Source organism: Segatella copri (assembly GCF_009495355.1).
GTDB lineage: Bacteria > Bacteroidota > Bacteroidia > Bacteroidales > Bacteroidaceae > Prevotella.
This window is the reverse complement of the sequence record NZ_VZAD01000091.1, coordinates 81,949-99,973: the sequence shown is the minus strand read 5'-3', so window position 1 is coordinate 99,973 and position 18,025 is coordinate 81,949. Positions and strand designations below refer to the sequence as shown.

Annotated in this window: 18 protein-coding genes and 1 pseudogene; 14 read left to right on the top strand and 5 right to left on the bottom strand. The window is 40.3% G+C overall.

The window, feature by feature from the left end; translation table 11 throughout:
• Positions 1–858 precede the first annotated feature (858 nt).
• The 9 genes and pseudogenes from F7D20_RS12140 to F7D20_RS12100 form a co-directional block, all read left to right on the top strand.
• Entirely contained in the window at positions 859–1,449 is a 591-nt protein-coding gene (locus F7D20_RS12140; RefSeq protein WP_158464273.1) for a Panacea domain-containing protein, read from the top strand.
• On the top strand, positions 1,440–1,910 hold the full coding sequence (locus tag F7D20_RS12135; protein WP_158464272.1) for a hypothetical protein: 471 nt from the start codon (positions 1,440–1,442) through the stop codon (positions 1,908–1,910). Before F7D20_RS12140 ends, F7D20_RS12135 begins: the two co-directional genes overlap by 10 nt.
• 363 nt (positions 1,911–2,273) lie before the next feature.
• Entirely contained in the window at positions 2,274–3,131 is an 858-nt protein-coding gene (locus F7D20_RS12130; RefSeq protein WP_158464271.1) for an SDH family Clp fold serine proteinase, read from the top strand.
• 2 nt (positions 3,132–3,133) lie between these two features.
• Positions 3,134–3,322, top strand: coding sequence for a hypothetical protein (locus F7D20_RS12125; protein WP_158464270.1), 189 nt, complete (start codon positions 3,134–3,136; stop codon positions 3,320–3,322).
• Positions 3,323–3,329: 7 nt separating this feature from the next.
• A complete protein-coding gene (locus tag F7D20_RS12120; RefSeq protein WP_158464269.1) occupies positions 3,330–4,061 on the top strand; it encodes a DUF2971 domain-containing protein in 732 nt (243 codons plus the stop codon).
• Between the two features lie 574 nt (positions 4,062–4,635).
• On the top strand, positions 4,636–5,457 hold the full coding sequence (locus tag F7D20_RS12115; protein WP_158464268.1) for a hypothetical protein: 822 nt from the start codon (positions 4,636–4,638) through the stop codon (positions 5,455–5,457).
• A 328-nt stretch (positions 5,458–5,785) separates the two neighbouring features.
• Positions 5,786–6,319: a Panacea domain-containing protein gene (locus tag F7D20_RS12110; RefSeq protein ID WP_158464267.1), complete on the top strand. Its 534-nt coding sequence runs from the start codon at positions 5,786–5,788 to the stop codon at positions 6,317–6,319.
• Entirely contained in the window at positions 6,312–8,072 is a 1,761-nt protein-coding gene (locus tag F7D20_RS12105; RefSeq protein WP_158464266.1) for a hypothetical protein, read from the top strand. Before F7D20_RS12110 ends, F7D20_RS12105 begins: the two co-directional genes overlap by 8 nt.
• 408 nt (positions 8,073–8,480) lie before the next feature.
• Positions 8,481–8,792 (top strand): annotated as a pseudogene (locus F7D20_RS12100) (UDP binding domain-containing protein); the annotation flags it as partial.
• Positions 8,793–9,780: 988 nt separating this feature from the next.
• Here F7D20_RS12100 and F7D20_RS12095 read toward each other — a convergent pair.
• The 5 genes from F7D20_RS12095 to F7D20_RS12075 form a co-directional block, all read right to left on the bottom strand.
• Positions 9,781–10,206, bottom strand: a complete 426-nt coding sequence (locus F7D20_RS12095; RefSeq protein ID WP_158464265.1) for an N-acetylmuramoyl-L-alanine amidase — start codon at positions 10,204–10,206, stop codon at positions 9,781–9,783.
• 68 nt (positions 10,207–10,274) lie between these two features.
• Complete coding sequence (locus F7D20_RS12090) at positions 10,275–10,373, bottom strand: smalltalk protein (protein ID WP_022251684.1); 99 nt, start codon at positions 10,371–10,373, stop codon at positions 10,275–10,277.
• A gap of 174 nt (positions 10,374–10,547) precedes the next feature.
• A complete protein-coding gene (locus F7D20_RS12085; protein WP_158464264.1) occupies positions 10,548–11,108 on the bottom strand; it encodes a DNA-binding protein in 561 nt (186 codons plus the stop codon).
• Positions 11,109–11,270: 162 nt separating this feature from the next.
• Positions 11,271–11,480, bottom strand: a complete 210-nt coding sequence (locus F7D20_RS12080; protein WP_158464263.1) for a DUF4248 domain-containing protein — start codon at positions 11,478–11,480, stop codon at positions 11,271–11,273.
• A 96-nt stretch (positions 11,481–11,576) separates the two neighbouring features.
• On the bottom strand, positions 11,577–13,859 hold the full coding sequence (locus F7D20_RS12075) for a VapE domain-containing protein (RefSeq protein ID WP_158464262.1): 2,283 nt from the start codon (positions 13,857–13,859) through the stop codon (positions 11,577–11,579).
• Between the two features lie 521 nt (positions 13,860–14,380).
• Here F7D20_RS12075 and F7D20_RS12070 point away from each other — a divergent pair.
• The 5 genes from F7D20_RS12070 to F7D20_RS12050 all read left to right on the top strand — a co-directional run bounded on the left by F7D20_RS12070 (position 14,381) and on the right by F7D20_RS12050 (position 18,024).
• Positions 14,381–14,578: a hypothetical protein gene (locus F7D20_RS12070; RefSeq protein WP_158464261.1), complete on the top strand. Its 198-nt coding sequence runs from the start codon at positions 14,381–14,383 to the stop codon at positions 14,576–14,578.
• Between the two features lie 199 nt (positions 14,579–14,777).
• Positions 14,778–14,930 (top strand): ABC transporter ATP-binding protein, encoded by a 153-nt coding sequence (locus F7D20_RS12065; protein ID WP_144152593.1) that lies wholly within the window; start codon positions 14,778–14,780, stop codon positions 14,928–14,930.
• 668 nt (positions 14,931–15,598) lie between these two features.
• A complete protein-coding gene (locus tag F7D20_RS13295) occupies positions 15,599–15,826 on the top strand; it encodes a hypothetical protein (protein ID WP_437182672.1) in 228 nt (75 codons plus the stop codon).
• Between the two features lie 826 nt (positions 15,827–16,652).
• Complete coding sequence (locus F7D20_RS12055) at positions 16,653–16,889, top strand: hypothetical protein (RefSeq protein ID WP_158464260.1); 237 nt, start codon at positions 16,653–16,655, stop codon at positions 16,887–16,889.
• A gap of 52 nt (positions 16,890–16,941) precedes the next feature.
• Entirely contained in the window at positions 16,942–18,024 is a 1,083-nt protein-coding gene (locus tag F7D20_RS12050; protein WP_158464259.1) for a hypothetical protein, read from the top strand.
• Position 18,025 lies beyond the last annotated feature (1 nt).

Here is an 18,025-nt window from a genome sequence, read left to right as displayed (position 1 = left end):
GCGGTTTCCTCTTCTTCCCTGAGGGGAGAAGACCGAGATGAGAGGTGGACCCTCCCTTAAGGGTAAGGGAGGACTGGTGGGTTTTCGAAAGCCCCTTCTTTAATGGGAAAAAGCGGTGCAAATGAGCGCAATGAAAGTTCACTTTCAAATTGCCGAGTGCAGCCCGCTTTATCAAAAAAAGAAGGACGGGTTGATTTTAGAAAAAACTTAAGGTTCAAGGAAGTTCTTGTAGTTTTTCGAAGGTTCAAGAATTTACTTTTAGTTTTTTGAATGTCAAGAAACTACTTTTAGGCTTTCGAAAAACCTCTCTTAATGCTTAGGAGGTTTTTCGAAAGCCTTTTTTAAGCCCTATTTCCTAAAAAAAATACCATATTTTTAAATTATAAGTAGAAAAAAGATAAAATCTTATACGTAATCCAACATAAATTAGTATTTTTGCAATAAAATCACACTTTTCATAAAAAAAGTGTGACGAAAGTAAAAGTCATGTGCATAGGCTGCGTGCCAGATAAAAACCCATAAATACAATTCAAATGATGCACATTATGCAAAAAGCGACAAAGCTACGACAACCATCGGGTATGGTTGCAGCAAAAGACATAAAGTAGAAAGCGAATATGACGCAGGATTGCTTGAATTCACCTTCTACAGCCGACGTAAGCTACCGCTTACCAAAGGGCATTCACGTAACTGGGGCTGACGACAAATCGGATCCAGCTATAGAAGGAATGCCCTGAAGTCATCTGTTCATTTTTGGTGATATACTGATTTACCTATGGAATAAGATACGTTAAAATCCGATAAATCCTTGGCGGTTTAGTAATAAATATTTTTGTCAAATTCAAGAAGAATAAGACAATGAAAACAAAAGATCAAATATTAAAGATTAAGGCTGTGGTGCTTTACATTCTGAAGGCATTTCCAGAAGGAGTGGATTATATCCACCTCTTCAAGGTAATGTATTTTGCCCAGCAGGATCAGCTGAAAGAGTATGGCTTGCCAATCGTCTATGATACTTTTGTGGCAAGAAAGCATGGACCAGTTCCAACGTTGACCTATAAGGTCTTGCGTGGTGTAGAAGGAAAGACCGAAATTTCTTCTGAATTGAAAGACTTTGCCGCTTCTTTGGATATAGAACTATCTAAGGAAGGTCATCAACTTATTTTGGCTTCAAAGAATGCAGTTTGTGATATGGACGAACTTTCAGTTGCAGACGTCAAGATGCTTGATAAGTGGATTGCCAAATGTAAGGATGTAGATTCTTTTGACTTGTCGGACAAGTCTCACGAGGATAAAGCTTGGAAACGAGCGAAGCGTCAAGCTGACAAAACGGGTGAGGACACCAAGATTACTATGTATGACATGGCTGACGCTGCTGGTGCCAGCAAGGCTATGTTGGCAGTTATCCGTGAGCGCCAGTCTGTTCAAAAGGCTTTGGCATGGATTTAAGGGAACTACAAAAGGCTTATCTCGACAATCTTCGTCAAGTTACAGAAGAGAAGTTGGAGATAGGTTCATTAATCAGAACCATCATTTCTGTTGACGAGGGTTTGGTATTTAAGGATGGAAGAAAGCAGAAGCCAAAGAAGTTGGTTATTATAGGAGTCGATAAGTTAAAGAAGGTTTGTTATGGTTTTGTTTTGGTAAATACCAAGAAGAGTCCTAAATCAGCCTATTCTGCCTCATTTCTCTCTGCCCAGTATCTCCTTCATCAGACCGATTATCCTGAATTTTTGAAGTATGACAGTTATGTAGATTGTGGTATGCTTTTTTCCATTCCGTTGGAGAAACTCATGGAAGGAGAGTACTTCGGCTCTCTGACCGATTCAGACCTTCAAGGCATTTTTGATGTTCTCAAAACAACCGAGACTCTTACGAACAAGGAAAAAAAGCGATTCGGTATTATTTAATAAGGTCTTTGTCATAATGATGTATTATGAAAGATGGGGATAAGAATTACCGAGCTATGCTTCCATGTTACTATGTTGAAAAATCCAATGAGTTGAAGGAGTGCGCTTAGGCAATCCTTCACCCTAAAAGATAATGCAAACGAGCGCGATGAAAGCTGGCATTCAAATTGCCGAGTGCAGCTTATCTTCTGCAAATCGATTATAAAATAACTTTTTTCAAAAACTGATAGGTGTAACTACTTGTAATATAGTGGGGACACAATATTGGTGGTTTACGATTAAAACTGCATAAATACTTTATGAATCATCTTCATATAGGATTAAGGATTTAACAAAATATATAATTAGAGGATATGTAAGCCTATGAAATCTCCAATTGATGATACATTAAGGCAAATGCTTCAAGCCAAGCTGGAAGCATTGGAACAGTATTTAAATGCTGATGTGTTTGTATATTATGGCAGCTTGGCTCCTGTCTCCGCCAATATGTTTGCCAAATTAGTGGAAGATTTGAAAGCAGATGTCGTGAAGAGAGATAAGCTTTATGTCATTTTGACGACACTTGGCGGAAGTGCTGAAATTGTAGAACGATATGTCAACATATTGCGATACCATTATTCTGAGATAAACTTTATAGTGCCTGATTATGCATATAGTGCTGGAACTATATTCTGTATGAGTGGTGATAGAATCTTGATGGATTATATTTCCGTATTAGGGCCTATTGATCCGCAAGTCCCAAATAAGGATAATAAGTATGTAGCAGCATTGGGTTATCTTGATAAGATCAATGAGTTTATTGACAAAGCCAGTAAGGGTACATTGACAAAAGCAGAACTAATATGGCTTAAAGAACTGGATTTGGGTGAGATTCGTAGCTTTGAACAGGCACGTGATTTGACAACGGATCTCTTGACTAAATGGTTGGTAAACTATAAGTTTAAAAATTGGACAAAGCATCAAGATGGATCTACAGTTACTCCTGATGAAAAGGAATTACGTGCGATAGAAATCGCTAAGAATTTGAGTGACAATAAAAAGTGGAAGTCACATGGTAAGGGAATTTCTATAGCAGAATTACGTGCTCTAAAATTAAAAATAGAGGATTATAGCAAAGATGCAAATTTACGCCCTCTGATTCGTGAGTATTATAATGCTATGGATGAGTACGTTAGAATGAAAAATATAAACTTGTTTGTTCAAAATAGAGTGTTTTTATAAATATGGATGAATCTATAAAAATAGAAGAACTGTTCCGTACATATCCAAGTTCTGATACGGATGACTCTATAGTTACTTTTTTGGAAGATTTCGATGCCTATTTGAAAGAGATGAAGATTCCACAAACAAAAAAGCAACTTATCATGAATAAAGAGGATGTAAAACCTTGCATATTGAACATCAATAGTTAAGCAGCATATGAAGCTCTATCATTATACAAGCATTGAGACTTTGGCTCTGATTTTAAAGCATAAGACAATACGTTTTTCTCGCTTAGACAGAGTTGATGATCCTGATGAGTATGCTTTCTCAGGTGATGGTGTTACTCCAGCTCATTATTGTTTCGTTTCATGTTGGACGAAAAATAGCCGAGAGAATCTTCCTCAGTGGTATATGTATGGAAATTCCACGCATGGTGTGCGTATCGAGTTGGATTCAGATATGTTTGAACTTCAGGAAAACAGAGTGTGTCCAAATTTCTTGAATAAGAAATATTTTGAAGATAATGGGATAGTAGTCATGCCAATACAGAATGATGGCTTTTTAAAGGAAATACAGTATGTCGATAATGCCCAAGACATGAAGACACAAATTTTCAAAGATTTGGGATTTAAACGTGGTATTGATTTTAAGAAAATAGGTATCTACAAAAGTATGGATTGGGCTTTCCAGCAAGAATGCCGTTTCATTCTTTGTGCTTTCCCTCTTATGCCAAATGGGTTGGTAAATCCTATTTATGTGCTACAAAACAATATAAGTCCTAAACTATCCTATATAGATGTGCCTATAAAAGAGGAATGTTTGCGAGCAATCAAAATAATGTTAGGACCTAAAATGTTTGAGGCAGAGAAAACAATTGTAGGATCACTTATGCAGACTTATTTACAAAGGAATGACTATATCTGTAGTAGCTATACTGGAAAGTTATAAATAAATTTATGTCCCTTCAATTAAATAACAACAAGCGAATAGCGAAGAATACAGGTAAATCACCGTTAGTCCGTATGGCGGTACCGATATAAAATATTACCTTTGCATCCGTAATCAAAACAGTTTGATAATGGAAACAAGGGAATATTTCTAAAAAGTGATGCAGGACTACAATCAAAAGAGCAAAGGTAGTAGTTTACGCAAGTATTGTAAGTAACTCACCCGACTGATGGAGGAAAGCAAGACTTCATGTCCCTAATCCCATGCAATTATAACTCAAACAAAAAGGTGAATGTCAAGGCTGCCTAATTGGCAGCTCTGGCAATACCATTTAATAACATGTTTTTTTGAAAAATGTTGGATGTGCTAACTGCTGAAAATCAGTAGTTACGTTCTAACGGTGATTTACGATACTTACGGTACAGCTTATATGTGGATATACAATAAGATAAATGAGTTTGCGATAATAGCAAGAAAAATAGAAAAGTATGCATAGTGGAAATAAACCTACACAAACTCATTTAGTGTATGTAATGGGCTTTAAAAAACAAATATTAAAATTAGGAGGAATATTATGGTTTCTATATTAGTTAAAATAGTCGTTATAGTTGTGAGTGCTATCGCTGGTGGTTTCTTTGGAGCATGGTTTTCTTACCGATTCCAAAGCCGAAAAATCGTCAAGGTACGTCGTATAGCAATCAAGGCATTGGAAATCTTCTTGAATTATGCAAAGAAAAGACAGACTTATGACTTGGCTGCTTCGGAATTTAACAATAAGATTAACATAGTAGAGAAAAGAGCAATATTGGTTGCATTATGTAAGCTTGGTATTCCTATTGCAAAACCAGTTGATGACGTGTTTTGTATTGAACATGTTCGGTTTGAGCACGAGGAAATTGACCGAGATACGATCAATTTGATGATAGAACAAATCAATAAGGGTAATTGTGATGAATTATTTTTCTCTGATGTTGAAGCCTATTTCTCATCAAATTCTCGTTTGTTGGCAGTTAGGGCTGTAGCTAAAAAATATGTAGATATTGACTTTTCTAAATGTGATTATGACAAAACGAATAATGTCATTAATCATCCTAATTTTCCTATAGAGTTGTTTACCCCAGGTGAATTTAATGTTATAAGCGTCTTTAGACTACGTACCAATTGGGATGCTTATTTCGATGCTAATGGAAAGGCAATTCCAGAGAAAATGACTACTCTAAAGAAAGAGATAGATTTAGGTATTTGGGATACCTATCTATTTTGGGATTTGGAATCTTATCAGAATATGCAAAATCAAAGCAATATGGCAAATGTTTTTGCAAAAGTGATGTTGCAAAACATGGGTATTCAGCTAAATGCAACAGCCTCTAACGAGAAGTTTGATGAAAAGAAATAAGATGTTTACAATCAAATCTCCATTAGTAAATCTGATAGGCTAAATCTTATATGCTTGTCTCAAAGTGAAAGTAAGTAATATTGCTATGCAAGGATGCTACTTCATTTTGCGATATACAATACGGAATTTATAGAGTAATAATATATTGCATTATGATTAAAAAAGAAGATTTAGGGCATCTAAAGGTTGCCTTTTTTCTCGACCAAAGTTTAATCAAGGAAAAGATAATAAGTAGTAAATATTAGTTATAAGAAAATATCTCATACATCAAATGTTATTTGTAAAAAAGTTTTATCAAATAGATGGTGATGTTGTATGACTTTATATTATGAATAAAAATTTATTATTTGAATATTTAGTATTCCGTTTGGATGAATGGAAGAAAAAAATAGAGAAAAGGAATGAGAAGGTTCCGGCGTTTACAAAGTTGCGTCTTCAGAAAATCCTTTTTCTTGTATGTGCTTGGAATGTTGAGAATACAAATCGAAAGTTGTTGAATATATTCGATCAATTCTATGCTCTACCATACGGTCCTGTAGAAATTGATATCTATGATGCAATGAAAAATAACAAGATTTTTCAGCATATCAATTTTAATGGTAATGAATGCATCTATAGTAAAATTGAATCTTCTGTGTTTACTTCTGTATCAAGCAGATATAGAAAATGGATTGACGAAGCTGTGGACAACTTTATAAAAAATGATCGGAAGTATTTGACGATGCCTGTATTTGATTTAGTTGAGTTGACGCATAAATGGTCGGTTTGGCAAATTGCAATGCAATATGCAAAGTTGTGCGGTCATAACAGAGAAAAGATGACTTCATTGGAAATTATAGAGAGTAAAAAATGTTATGACTAAAAAACGTGCTATTTCTTTAATAGAAAAGGTTGATGAACTTTTTAAAAGTTTATTTCCTGATGGTTGGATAGACTCTTTAGAATGGTCTGATGAAGAAAAAAGTAGAAAAAGTTTTTTCTTAGGCAAGGGTAAAATATCGGATGCAGAGAGTAAATTGTTTGTCCTTTTTAGTAATTTGGTAATGCAAGGAGATCATTTACGTTTTCCTACAGATGGCATAGATAGTTTATTGGATAAATGTACTTATGAAATAGTTGAAACTGGAGATAATAAGCAAAAAAACTCTTTGCAGAATGATTATCAGCAATTGCTGATAGAACTAAAGTCTGCAATCATGTTGACAAAGTTCTATATTTATATCACTTCTGAGATATATGAAAAAAGAGTTTCTCGAAAAAGAATATTGAATTTTATAGAAGTAGATAAACCCTCTTCTAAAAGGGATTCATGGTTAACATTACTCGATACTATAATAGATATTTGGCTATTTGAATATCGTTTTTCATACGATCAAAGAAAAATCAGAGACCTTCTTATTTGCAAAGAGCATCTGGAAAAAGCAGAAGGTAATATTGTAGATAGTGATGCAAAGAAAAATGTTGATTTAGCAATTTCAGAGATAGACATTTTACTTTTAAAACTTTCTCATTTTGCAAAAAATATGCGAATTGAGTATCAGTTTAATTTTAAAAATTCAGTAGTTGCTCCAAAAGGGATAGACATGTCTGCTAATGACGTGTATTCAAATTTTCTAAAATTTATTAATCCCGAAATATATATATTAGAAGAGGACGTTTATCAGTGGCAAAGTCATCCTAATAAGCGATGGGCTAAATTAGGTCAGATGGTCCTGCTGATGAGATATTATACAAAAGTGACAAAGAATGTAACGCAGGCAGAAAATTTATTAAAAGAATATGAACTTTTCTATGAAGATAAAGAAAAAACTATGTTCTATGAATTTAATAAATATGCTCTTCGGTCAGTTAGAGTTTATATGTATAATTGTCTATTTTCTTTAAAGTGTAAATATCCAAAAATATTTTCTTTCAAGGACATAAGAATATGTTTGGATAAAATTATTACCATTCAAAATATGTGTATGATATATAATTATCATCCATATCAAAAGGCTATAGAATATACCATCAAATCTATAAAAGAAGATATAGTCAATAGGGTTGACAAGAGTATCTTGATAGAGAAAATGGATTGCGTTAAACAATGGAATGAATTATTCCACGACAAAATTGAATGGAGTAAACAAAATCAATGTTATGCTTTTCAGCTAACATTTAATGAATGTACTGAAATTAACAATGAATATAGATTATTTCATCCCTCATCGTTTAGTCGTCCATTGAAATTTGATGATATTTTTAAGAAAAGGGACCAATTAGATTGGGAATATTCAATGCTAGAAAGCGAAATTGAACGATATGAAGATATTTTGTCTATACAAGAAGCGCAAAAGAAAATTAGCAATATGGAGCGTAAGAACATGGAGCAGATGGGATTGTTTATTACAATAACCACATTCCTTGTAGGCTTATTATCTATATTTATAGGAAATGATGCAAAAGTTTCTATTATAGAAAAAATGCGTTATGTTGTAGCGTTAGGTTGTATATTGATAGTTTTTGTCTGTTTGGGCTATTTTGCAGTAAAGGATAAGTATGATAAGACAAAATGTTGGCTATTTGGTATCTTAATGATATTATCATCATTGAGTATTTTATTTATTTGCAAATAGACATTGAAAAAGAATGATAGCAATCAATAAATGAGTTGTGAGAAGCTGATAATGTAAGCAGATACAGAACATCGGATAGAGTAGACTGGTGCATAGTTCCCCATGCGGTCCCATCCCGCACAAACACTCTGGCGAAACCTCAGATGCCCCGTCAACCATATAGCGCAGCGGATAAGAGCGACAGGAGGAGCGGTTTTCTCTTCTTCTCTGAGGTTCCTGTCCCCCGGAAACAGGAGAACCGAAGAGGGGCGTATAGACTATTGAAGAAGAACGAGAAGAGAGATGATGCCTTCTTTAATGGGAAAAAGCGGTGCAAATGAGCGAAATGAAAGTTCACTTTCAAATTGTCGCGTGCAGCCAGCTTTATAAAAAAAAGGACGGGTTGATTTTAGAAAAAAGAAAAAACACAAGAATCTGATTGAGGCTATCGTAGAGAGCAACCGTACCCGCAAAGACTATATCGCCGATGCCGTATTGCAGAAAGCTGGCTGGTATAGCTATACCGAGAACAACCAGTTTGGTGCCGAAGTCAGTTCATGCGTCATCGGTGTCTATTGCCTGACGATGAAATCCAATTCCGACAACTTCCGCCAGTCTGCCATTCAGGGCATCATGAAGCGTATCAAGGCAAAGGGTGCAGAGGTGATCATTTATGAGCCAACACTCGAAGATTGCAGCACCTTCTTTGGCAGCAAAGTAGTCAATGACTTGGAGACATTTCTTCACATTGCTATCCATGCAGCACTTCAAGAGAGTATCACCATAAACTCCGGTATGCTCAGCAACCAATACAGCATTGCTTGGAAGGGCTTCTAAAAACCTTCCGATATTCTTAAAATAGTTCTTTACAACCTTATGTGAAGGTTGGTTTGATACTTTTTTTGATGTCAAGTCGAAAAAACTTACGTCAAATTTCTCTTTTGCCAAATTTATTCCGTATATTTGCATATTGAATAAAGTTTTTTATAAGAAGGGTGCTCCGTTCTGAGCGGCTACAACTATACTACGAGTCCTGTCTTGTTCTACACAAGCAGGCTAATTTACTCTCAAGCTTCTGCTCAGAAAATATCCAGTTCCCCAAACAGGGCTAAGCCTTTACTATGTTAGAAAGGGCACAGGGTTAACGCTGGATATGGAGTATTCTTCTTTTTTATTGTACTTATCTATTTTCCTGCAAAGTTAACAAAAGTTTGCAGATATAAAGATTTTACCTCTTTATTTTTCCAAGTGCAAATATAATAGTAAGGGCAAAAGCTTTACATATCGCAAAGAATTTTCATTTTTTATTAGGTGTTTTTTTAAGCTTTTGCCCTTACAGGGCGCCAGGCTAACGCTCACAAACCCAGGGCGTTGCCCTGGGCTAAGAGCTTCTGCCCCTTCAGGGCGTGCTGCTTGCGTGAGCTTGGGCCTTCAGGGCGTGCTGGTTCTGTGAGCTTAACATTAAACACTAAAAATTCCCTTCAAGGCTGTTGTCCCTTAACTTCTTTAACTCCCCATGATATAGCAGAAAGGCTGTTGGCTATAACTTCTAACGACCGAAGGGAGTGATAACTTCTTTAACTTCTATAACTTCCCTTCCAAAGAAACTTCTTTAACTTCCCTCCCAAAGAAACTTCTATAACTTCTGGACTTGCTAAAGTTTACTCACAATAAAAGGAGAATAAAAAATCCCCGCAGCGGAGAAAGCTGCGGGGGAAGTAGTCAGAGGTTAGATGTGGAAGTCGATGTCTTCGAGCCAGTCTCGAACATCGAAGCACGGACAGTCCTTTCGGACATTAGGCAGGTCGCGGTGGCCCAGGATCTCGGCATCGGGATAATCCACGCACAGGCTATGCAGCAGTTCCTCCATCGTCACCTTCTGTGCCAGGGTACGGGTGTCGGCGGGATGGCCGTTCGCGTCGAGTCCGCCCTCATAGCAGATACCTATGGAGTGGGCGTTGTAGTGGCGGGCATGAGCCCCTGCGATGCGCTCCGGCCGGCAGGGATAGAGGGTGCCGTCCTTGGTGATGTAATAGTGATAGCCGATGGTGTCGAAGCCGCGGGCCTTATGACAGGCTTCCAGTTGTTCAACAGTGAAGTTCTGGTTCACTCTCGTGGCGCTGCAATGCACCACAATCAGATTGATGTCTCTCATGATATTCGTTTTTTACTCTTTTACCCTTTTTACCTTTTTACCCTTTTACCTTTTTACCTTTTTACCTTTTAAAGGTTCTGACAGGAGCTGACGCAAAAAGCGCTGGTTATCGCTGTGAGTACGGTGATGATGAAGTTGATGACTGCTTTCCAATTTTCTTTTTTCATGGTGATAAATGTTTTAAAATGTTTAGTGTTTAATTGAACTTTCGCATATCAGGAAGTTAAAGGAGTTAAGGAAGTTAAGGAGTTAAGACGTAAGTCTTGCTGCTTAAAAAACTACGCCAAAAAGACTGTTGTCTTAACTCCCCTCTAATTTAACTTCTGAAAGTCGGGCGATGGTTATTCTCCCTCGCCGCCTCCGGGATTGTCGCCTCCAGCAGATGGGGTGTCGCCGCCCTGAGAGGTACCGCCGCCACCAGATGGAGTGCTACCGCCACCCTGAGAGGTACCGCCGCCCGACGGAGTAGAAGGAGAGACCTTGTCGGTGGTGCCGTCACCAGTGAGCGCAGTAGCCTTCTTCAAGGTAGCATCGAGGTTGAGCTTGTCGCTCATCAACTCGCCAGTGGCACGGGCACGGAGCTTCACGCCCTCGATGTTCTTGGTGATGGAGAAGTCCTTCTCGGTGTCGGCACCCAGCTTGTTCTTGATGCCGATGGAGAAAATCGCCAGGTTGTCGATCTTCACGGCGATGCCTTGCAGGGCAAGTTCCCTGACGCAGATCACCATGTCGGTGAGCATGCCCTTGATGGCACCGGGCGAGAAAGGCGTGTTGTGGCCCGACATGTGGGTGGCAAGACCGTCCATTCCGATGGTTTGAGTTACTACAGGGTATGCGTAGTATTTGCCGTACGCATTCGGCATCTTCTTGTTCTTGTTTTTCTTTAAATTGTAGAGAATCATGGTGTTAAGTTATAAAAGTTAATAATATTTAGCGACAAAGGTCTGCGCGCTCGTCCCGATGTTTCGCTAAGTCACTCTCTCTGAATGACGATGCAAAGATACGACATTTTTGTGAGTCAACTATACGCTAATGGGCATAGGCCGAAAAAAAGTGCAAAAAAATTATGGATCACCTATAAAATCGTAAATAATCTCGCGCTGGGCGGGCGAAAAGTACCGTTTCTTGGTGCGATAGCCACAGGCCCGCAGCTTCTCAACGAGGGGAGGGCAGCGGTTGATCCAGCGCATCAGGTGGTTGACAGCCACGTGGCGCTCGGCATCAGGGAAAAATTCGTGGGCGAGGTCGTGCTTGCTGATGTAGTCTTTCTTCATGATAGATGTTTTATTTCTTCGTTAGCGATATAATGTTTGTCATGTCTCAATAAGTCACAGAGAAAGCTCAGTGACTTACCGGGAAATCTCTGTAAGTCATTGGCTGGCTTCCTGTTCCATCTTGTCGCTCGCACAATAGAAGGCTTCGGTGTTGATCTCGGCCCCCTCCTTCTCGACGACAAACCATCCGTTGCCCTTGCGGCGATGAGCCTTGGGGAATCCCAGCCTTGACATGATGCTGCCGATGCTCTGGTATTCAAAGTTCTTCCGCATGACAGGGTTGGTGCAGATGCGCTCCACAATCTCGGCGGTATAGCGGAACTTGATAAACCGCTCAGACGTGTCGGGAGTCGGAACACGATAGAAACGCTTGATTTGCTCCTCAGCATAGTTGGGCACCATGAAGAGCAAGTTGTGCTGTTGCATTTCGGCGATGTCCTCCTGGGTGAGCCAATACACCCATCCATCCTCGCCACGCATTTTCCGCTCCTTCACCTCCTTGCCAAGAGCCACGCACTGGGAGTAGATACCCACATAGTCCAACGGCTCGTCTCTCGGGCTCACGATGCTCTCCGCAATCCAGGGCGAGTAGCGTCGGTTCTCCGGGTCGGTGATGATCTGCTGGTTGTTGGTGGTACCCGCCACTGTGGCACGATGGTCCAGGTCGCTGCGGAATCGGTCGTAGGGCCTTCGGATGGAGAAATGCAGTTTGGTCATGTTGCTCTTGAAGGCATTGAGGTTCTTGCCGAAAGCGGTGTCGAACTCGTCGAGGCACATCAGGATCTTGCATGAGAAAGCCTCCATGAAGTCCTTGTCGGTGTATATCGCCGCCGACTCGTTGAGGTAGTAGTCGCGGAGCTGCGGCGGCAACAGGTAGTTGAAGAACGTGCTCTTGTAGATGCCGCCCTTTCCCACCAGGATGAGCATCACCTGGTTGACCACCTCCGGAGTGACCCATCCCACCACCATCGCCACGATCCACTTGCAGAAGTATTTCTTGAAGGTGGCCTGGTCGTGGTGGTAGCCCTGATGAGGGATGATGCGTATGCGGTCAGCCAGTTCGCCGATGTAGTCGCGTTTGCCGTCCCATGGCGGCAGCGACCGGAGGTAGTCCTCCACAGGGTCGCACTGCACGGCAAAATCGCTGTGTATGACAGAGATGAGCTTCTGCATGTTGATGTTCATGCCCTCTTCCTCCATCTTCACCCAGATCGAGTTGAGGATGTTGTCATCCAGGTTCACCCACTTCAGGAACTTAGGATTTCCCGCCATGCGGCTCATTATCTCGTGTCTGCCGGTCACCAAGTTGCGCTGTATCTGGTATCTCATCGAGAGCCACTGCTTGATATACTTCACGGAAGTTTGCCCGCGATACGACTCGCCCTCTCTGAAATAGTGCCAGGAGCCGAACCGCTCTGTCTTCTTGTAGCACGACTTGATGACGGCAGCCGTGTCGGGATATTCGTGAGAGAAATGAGCTTCGGCATAGTCGAGAGCCTCCCTGAATTCGATGCCATAGCGGTTGCAGATGCTTCCGAAGTACATCACATACTCGTTGTGGCGGTGCGGCTCGAAGACGAGCCCCCAGTTGTGGAGCGTTTCCATGACGTGCATCTTCACCTCCTCCATGGTAGGTTTCTCCGCCGACAGTTTGATGCCATTGGCTTTGCTTCCCCTGGCTACCTTGGAGCGCTCGGCAGCCTGCTTCTTGCTGTTCTTCTTGCGCAGCAGGGAGGAGGTGAACTTAGCCAGTTCCTTGTCGGTGAGGACTATCGGTTCAGCATCCCAGTTGAAGAAAGCCTGTTCGTCGTGGGCGAGTCCCGACAGCCGTAGGAAGTCCACGCACTGCCGGTCGGCCTTGATGCCCAGCAGGGAGTCGAACAGCGCCATCGCCTTCTGCAGCATCGCCTGGTGCAGTTCCACGAAAGACAGTTCGCATCCCTCGGGTCGCTGATAGCCCACGATGATGCGCAGCCCATTGCCGCTGATGGTGCGGTAGGCGATGAGGACGTGTGGAGAATGTCTGATGAGTTCGAAGAGAATCCCCATGGTCTCAGAGGACAAATGGTCGTAGTCGAGTCCCAGGCATCCCACTTCGCCCATCACGTTTTCCAGCAGTCTGCCCCTGCCGTCCAACTGTGCGGCGAAACAGATGCCAGTCGACAGCGGTTTTACCTTGCTGTCGGCAAGTTGCTTACTCACGGCCAGAGCCTTTCGATACGACTCAGTGATGGCAGCCAGTTCGTGGTTGCGCAAAATCAGATCCTCCAGCTCCTGACGGCAGCTTAGTGGGCGGCTCATCTTAGAGTCGAGCTGAGAGAAGACAGATGGCATGAAACCATCGCGTGACGTTGTGAACGCCTTTTTTAATATATTCATTCTTTTTTATATGTTTTATGGCATTACCCATATAGTTAAATTTCTTTCTTTATTTAATTTCTTTCGCGTATGCGTGTGAAAGTAAGAAACGAGGGTTCACCCTTCACATCAGCGTCGGAAGTCCGATAAACAGACGGGTTTCGGGGCGTGAACCCACCCTTCACAGGTATTCACGGAGATGTCACAAATAGCGTCAAACGGTGAACCCTTGGTGCAGCAAAAGTCCGAAAGGTGAACGCTCTTTATATAGGGAGTTTTCCAATAGGAAGTATGCTTAGACAGGTAGATTGTAACCGATGACAAAGATAAAATTAAATACATAAATAACCAAAATCTATATGTTCTACATGTAGAGTATAAAATTAACAAAAATTATGGCTTACATCAAGCATTTTACAAATCTTAACGCCTTTTTTGGGCATGTTTTGCACGCAGAAAAGCCCGGATTCGATAGGCGACGTAAGGAAGACCATGTCCGTCCGAAGACAATTAAGCGAGTCTAAGACGGAAAAGTTTTAGAGTTGGCCCAGGCCTATCTGCTCACCCGTCATACCCTCAAGACCGTATCGACGGACCGCCAGAAATTTGAGAAAATCTGCGAAATCCTCGACGCCTTGGAGGCCGACAACCAGGCAGCCAATCCCGGCGACGATCCCCTGTTCGAAGGCGGCTATCTGGCCGCCTTCCGCCGCCTGATGACTCAAGTCTGGGATAGATGATTCCGAATGTTCAGAAGTTATCTTTATGGGGAGTTAAAGAAGTTATCCCATAAGCATTCGTTCTGAGCAAATTGATGACAGCAGAGCAAAAGTACCTTTAGCTTGCATTGAGGAAAATAACTTTTTCCCAAAAACATTTGGAAGTATCACAGAAAAAGTATATCTTTGTATGCAAAGTTTAATTATAAGGAGGTTAAATATGAACATAGAAGAAAAAAAAGCAGATTTTATGCGTCGTTTCAAGGCTTCGAGGGAGCGAAAGGCTGAATACATAGCGCAAATGGAGAAGCGTATGCGTGAGGACTATCGTCGCAGAACAGGTAAGGAAGCAGAATCATTTTGTGTGTTGTAATAATGAAGCAATTAGATTTAGTGAAGATTAATAGGTGTGCACCTTATTTTGGTAGATGAATATGGAATAGACAATGTTGCTGCTGTAATCATCAGAAATGACAATCCTAACCTTGGTAAAGTATTGGCAGAATTTGGAGAAACAATAGAAATGTTTAGCCATAAACCAAGTATAGGTTAATAATGCAATATTCTTCATTCGAGTTTTGATAAGTGCAGAGCTATAGGCTTTGAGGAACCAAAATAACTTTTTCCAAAAAACTGATAGGTATCACTGCTTGTATTATAGTGCGGACTGTCAGTCTTGGTGTAATACTGTAGGTGTATCAACAATGTGATCTCAAAGCTGCAAGCAGCCCCTTAGCAAATCCTTGAGTGAAAGCGGGTTTATCCCCGCACAAAAAACTGCAGCTCCGCTGCTGGCGAAGACCTCTGATGGTCCGCCAACCTTAGAATGAAATGGTTACGAGCGACGTTTCTGTCCCCTACAAGGGGAACCGAAGGGGTCGTAAAGACTATTGAGAGGAGCGGTTTCCTCTTCTTCCCTGAGGGGAGAAGACCGAGATGAGAGGTGGAGCCTTCCTTAAGGGTAAGGAAGGACGGGTAGGTTTTCGAAGATCTCTTAAGGTTCAAGGAAGCACTGGTGGGTTTTCGAAAGACCCTTCTTTAATGGGAAAAAGCGGTGCAAATGAGCGCAATGAAAGTTCACTTTCAAATTGCCGAGTGCAGCCCGCTTTATCAAAAAAAGAAGGAGAATTGCAGAAAGATTCAGTTTGGGCAAAATTTGCCTGCACTGCCTCAGACGGCAAAACATATCGGTTTGATTATTATAATTTAGATGTTATAATATCTGTTGGTAATGGCGTAACGAGTCTCATGATCGTTGGCTCATTATAGATGATAGCCTCTATCATTGTGGTCATTCATTAAATGCCAATGGTGGTCACAAGATTTCCGCCATAGCCCTGATGGGAACCTCTCCAGAGTCAATCCTGTCCAAAGTCGAATAAAAAGTATTATCATCACCTATCAAGGCTGTCCCAAAGCAGCAAGCAGCCCTTTAGCAAATCCTTGAGTGAAAGCGGGTTCATCCCCGCACAAAAAACCGCAGCTCCGCTGCTGGCGTAGACCTCTGATGGTCCGCCAACCATATAGCGAAGCGGTTTGAGCACCGAGTAGGGCGGTTTCCTCTTCTTCCCTGAGGGGAGAAGACCGAGATGAGAGGTGGACCCTCCCTTAAGGGTAAGGGAGGACTGGTGGGTTTTCGAAAGACTCTTAAGGTTCAAGGGAGGACTGGTGGGTTTTCGAAGATCTCTTAAGATTCAAGGAAGTACTTGTAGTTTTTCGAAGGTTCAAAAAATTACTTTTATTTTTTCGAATGTCAAGAAACTACTTTTAGGCTTTCGAAAAACCTCCTTAGCATTAAGAGAGGTTTTTCGAAAGCCTTTTTTAAGCCCTATTTCCTAAAAAACACCATATTTTTAAATTATAAATAGAAAAAAGATAAAATCTTATACGTAATCCAACATAAATTAGTATTTTTGCAATAAAATCACACTTTTCATAAAAAAAGTGCGACGAAAGTAAAAGTCATGTGCATAGGCTGCGTGCCAAATAAAAACCCATAAATACAATTCAGATGATGCACATTATAAAAAAAACGACAAAGCTACGACAACCATCGGGTATGGTTGCAGCAAAAGACATAAAGTAGAAAGCGAATATGACGCAGGATTGCTTGAATTCACCTTCTACAGCCGACGTAAGCTACCGCTTACCAAAGGGCATCCACGTTACTGGGGCTGATGACAAATCGGATCCAGCTATAGAAGGAATGCCCTGGGGTTATCTGTTCATTCACAACAAGACAGCCCAGGCTTTTGAGCATGAGATGATTTCCCTTTATAGCTATAATATAGTAAGGAATGTGGTTCGATACCACCTAGAGGTACATATTTGAAATTGATTTGTTCTTGTGACAATTCTGTTATCTCTTAAATAATTACCAGAAGATGATTTACAAAAATACTGATTCGCAAAAGCTTCCAGATGCATTGGAACTCAGAAGAATTTTGAATATATTTCAAGACCGCTTCCCTGTTAAGCATTTGATGCCTTCCGAAAGTATAGTTGATGGAGCAGAAGATAAATACTTGTTGACTCAACTTTCTGATGGAATGACCGTGTTAAAGCCCAATATCACTCATCAGGGTCTTTTGTTCTATGGAAATTCTGAATTTAATTCGAAACAGTTTGTTCTTGCATATTTCAAAGCTCCTACTCATAACAATATGCTTGAAAGAAATGTCAAGTTAGAGCAGTTTAAATTACTTATAGAGTCTTTTCCACTTTATGCTATGCTTAAGAATGGTATAGATTTACCAAAGAGTAATACAAAGATAAGAATGGAAAATCCATACGGAATTGCATCTGCTTATCATTTGGATTCTCCTTTCTTAAATCTGACATCCTCTATAGATATTGCATTGTTTTATGCTACTCATAAATATGAAGATAATAAATATGTACCTGTAAAGGACGGTATTGGTGTTGTTTATTTTTATGTAATGGACAAGCCTTTTGGGCAAATACCAGGATTGTTCACTCTAGGTCTTCAAGTCTTTCCTCGAACCTTTTATAATAAACAGTTCTTGTTAAGATTGAAGCCTAACGAAGATTTCAATAAAAAAGACGGAGTGTTTGGATTCTCTTTTAGACAGTCAGAAAAGGCTTCTGAAGAAATCGCAGAAAAGATTAGTGCATATAAGAAAATTGGTGATACGAATGATTTCCTGGCAAAGAAGTTAGCAAAACTATCAGATAAGGTATATCAGAAAGCTGTTGAACTTAATTACTCATACAATCCTTCTGATGATTTAGTTGATAATATTAAATATTTGACTAATAATGGTGAAAAACCACTTCTGCCAGGAGCGCCACAGTTTACTAAGGACGATCTCAATGATGTGAACCTTTATGACTTGTGGAGTCGCTTTTGTGATAGTATTTATTGTGAATCAGAAAAAGAATATTTGATAATGGAAGAATTGCGTAAGGTTCCATTTATGGTGAAATATGAAAATCATTTTAAATAAA

Coding starts and splice junctions, on each gene's coding strand:
- F7D20_RS12140 (WP_158464273.1), top strand. CDS start 859: ATGAAAACAAAAGATCAAATATTAAAGATTAAGGCTGTGGTGCTTTAC.
- F7D20_RS12135 (WP_158464272.1), top strand. CDS start 1,440: ATGGATTTAAGGGAACTACAAAAGGCTTATCTCGACAATCTTCGTCAA.
- F7D20_RS12130 (WP_158464271.1), top strand. CDS start 2,274: ATGAAATCTCCAATTGATGATACATTAAGGCAAATGCTTCAAGCCAAG.
- F7D20_RS12125 (WP_158464270.1), top strand. CDS start 3,134: ATGGATGAATCTATAAAAATAGAAGAACTGTTCCGTACATATCCAAGT.
- F7D20_RS12120 (WP_158464269.1), top strand. CDS start 3,330: ATGAAGCTCTATCATTATACAAGCATTGAGACTTTGGCTCTGATTTTA.
- F7D20_RS12115 (WP_158464268.1), top strand. CDS start 4,636: ATGGTTTCTATATTAGTTAAAATAGTCGTTATAGTTGTGAGTGCTATC.
- F7D20_RS12110 (WP_158464267.1), top strand. CDS start 5,786: ATGAATAAAAATTTATTATTTGAATATTTAGTATTCCGTTTGGATGAA.
- F7D20_RS12105 (WP_158464266.1), top strand. CDS start 6,312: ATGACTAAAAAACGTGCTATTTCTTTAATAGAAAAGGTTGATGAACTT.
- F7D20_RS12095 (WP_158464265.1), bottom strand. CDS start 10,206: ATGAGAGACATCAATCTGATTGTGGTGCATTGCAGCGCCACGAGAGTG.
- F7D20_RS12090 (WP_022251684.1), bottom strand. CDS start 10,373: ATGAAAAAAGAAAATTGGAAAGCAGTCATCAACTTCATCATCACCGTA.
- F7D20_RS12085 (WP_158464264.1), bottom strand. CDS start 11,108: ATGATTCTCTACAATTTAAAGAAAAACAAGAACAAGAAGATGCCGAAT.
- F7D20_RS12080 (WP_158464263.1), bottom strand. CDS start 11,480: ATGAAGAAAGACTACATCAGCAAGCACGACCTCGCCCACGAATTTTTC.
- F7D20_RS12075 (WP_158464262.1), bottom strand. CDS start 13,859: ATGAATATATTAAAAAAGGCGTTCACAACGTCACGCGATGGTTTCATG.
- F7D20_RS12065 (WP_144152593.1), top strand. CDS start 14,778: ATGAACATAGAAGAAAAAAAAGCAGATTTTATGCGTCGTTTCAAGGCT.
- F7D20_RS13295 (WP_437182672.1), top strand. CDS start 15,599: ATGGGAAAAAGCGGTGCAAATGAGCGCAATGAAAGTTCACTTTCAAAT.
- F7D20_RS12055 (WP_158464260.1), top strand. CDS start 16,653: ATGACGCAGGATTGCTTGAATTCACCTTCTACAGCCGACGTAAGCTAC.
- F7D20_RS12050 (WP_158464259.1), top strand. CDS start 16,942: ATGATTTACAAAAATACTGATTCGCAAAAGCTTCCAGATGCATTGGAA.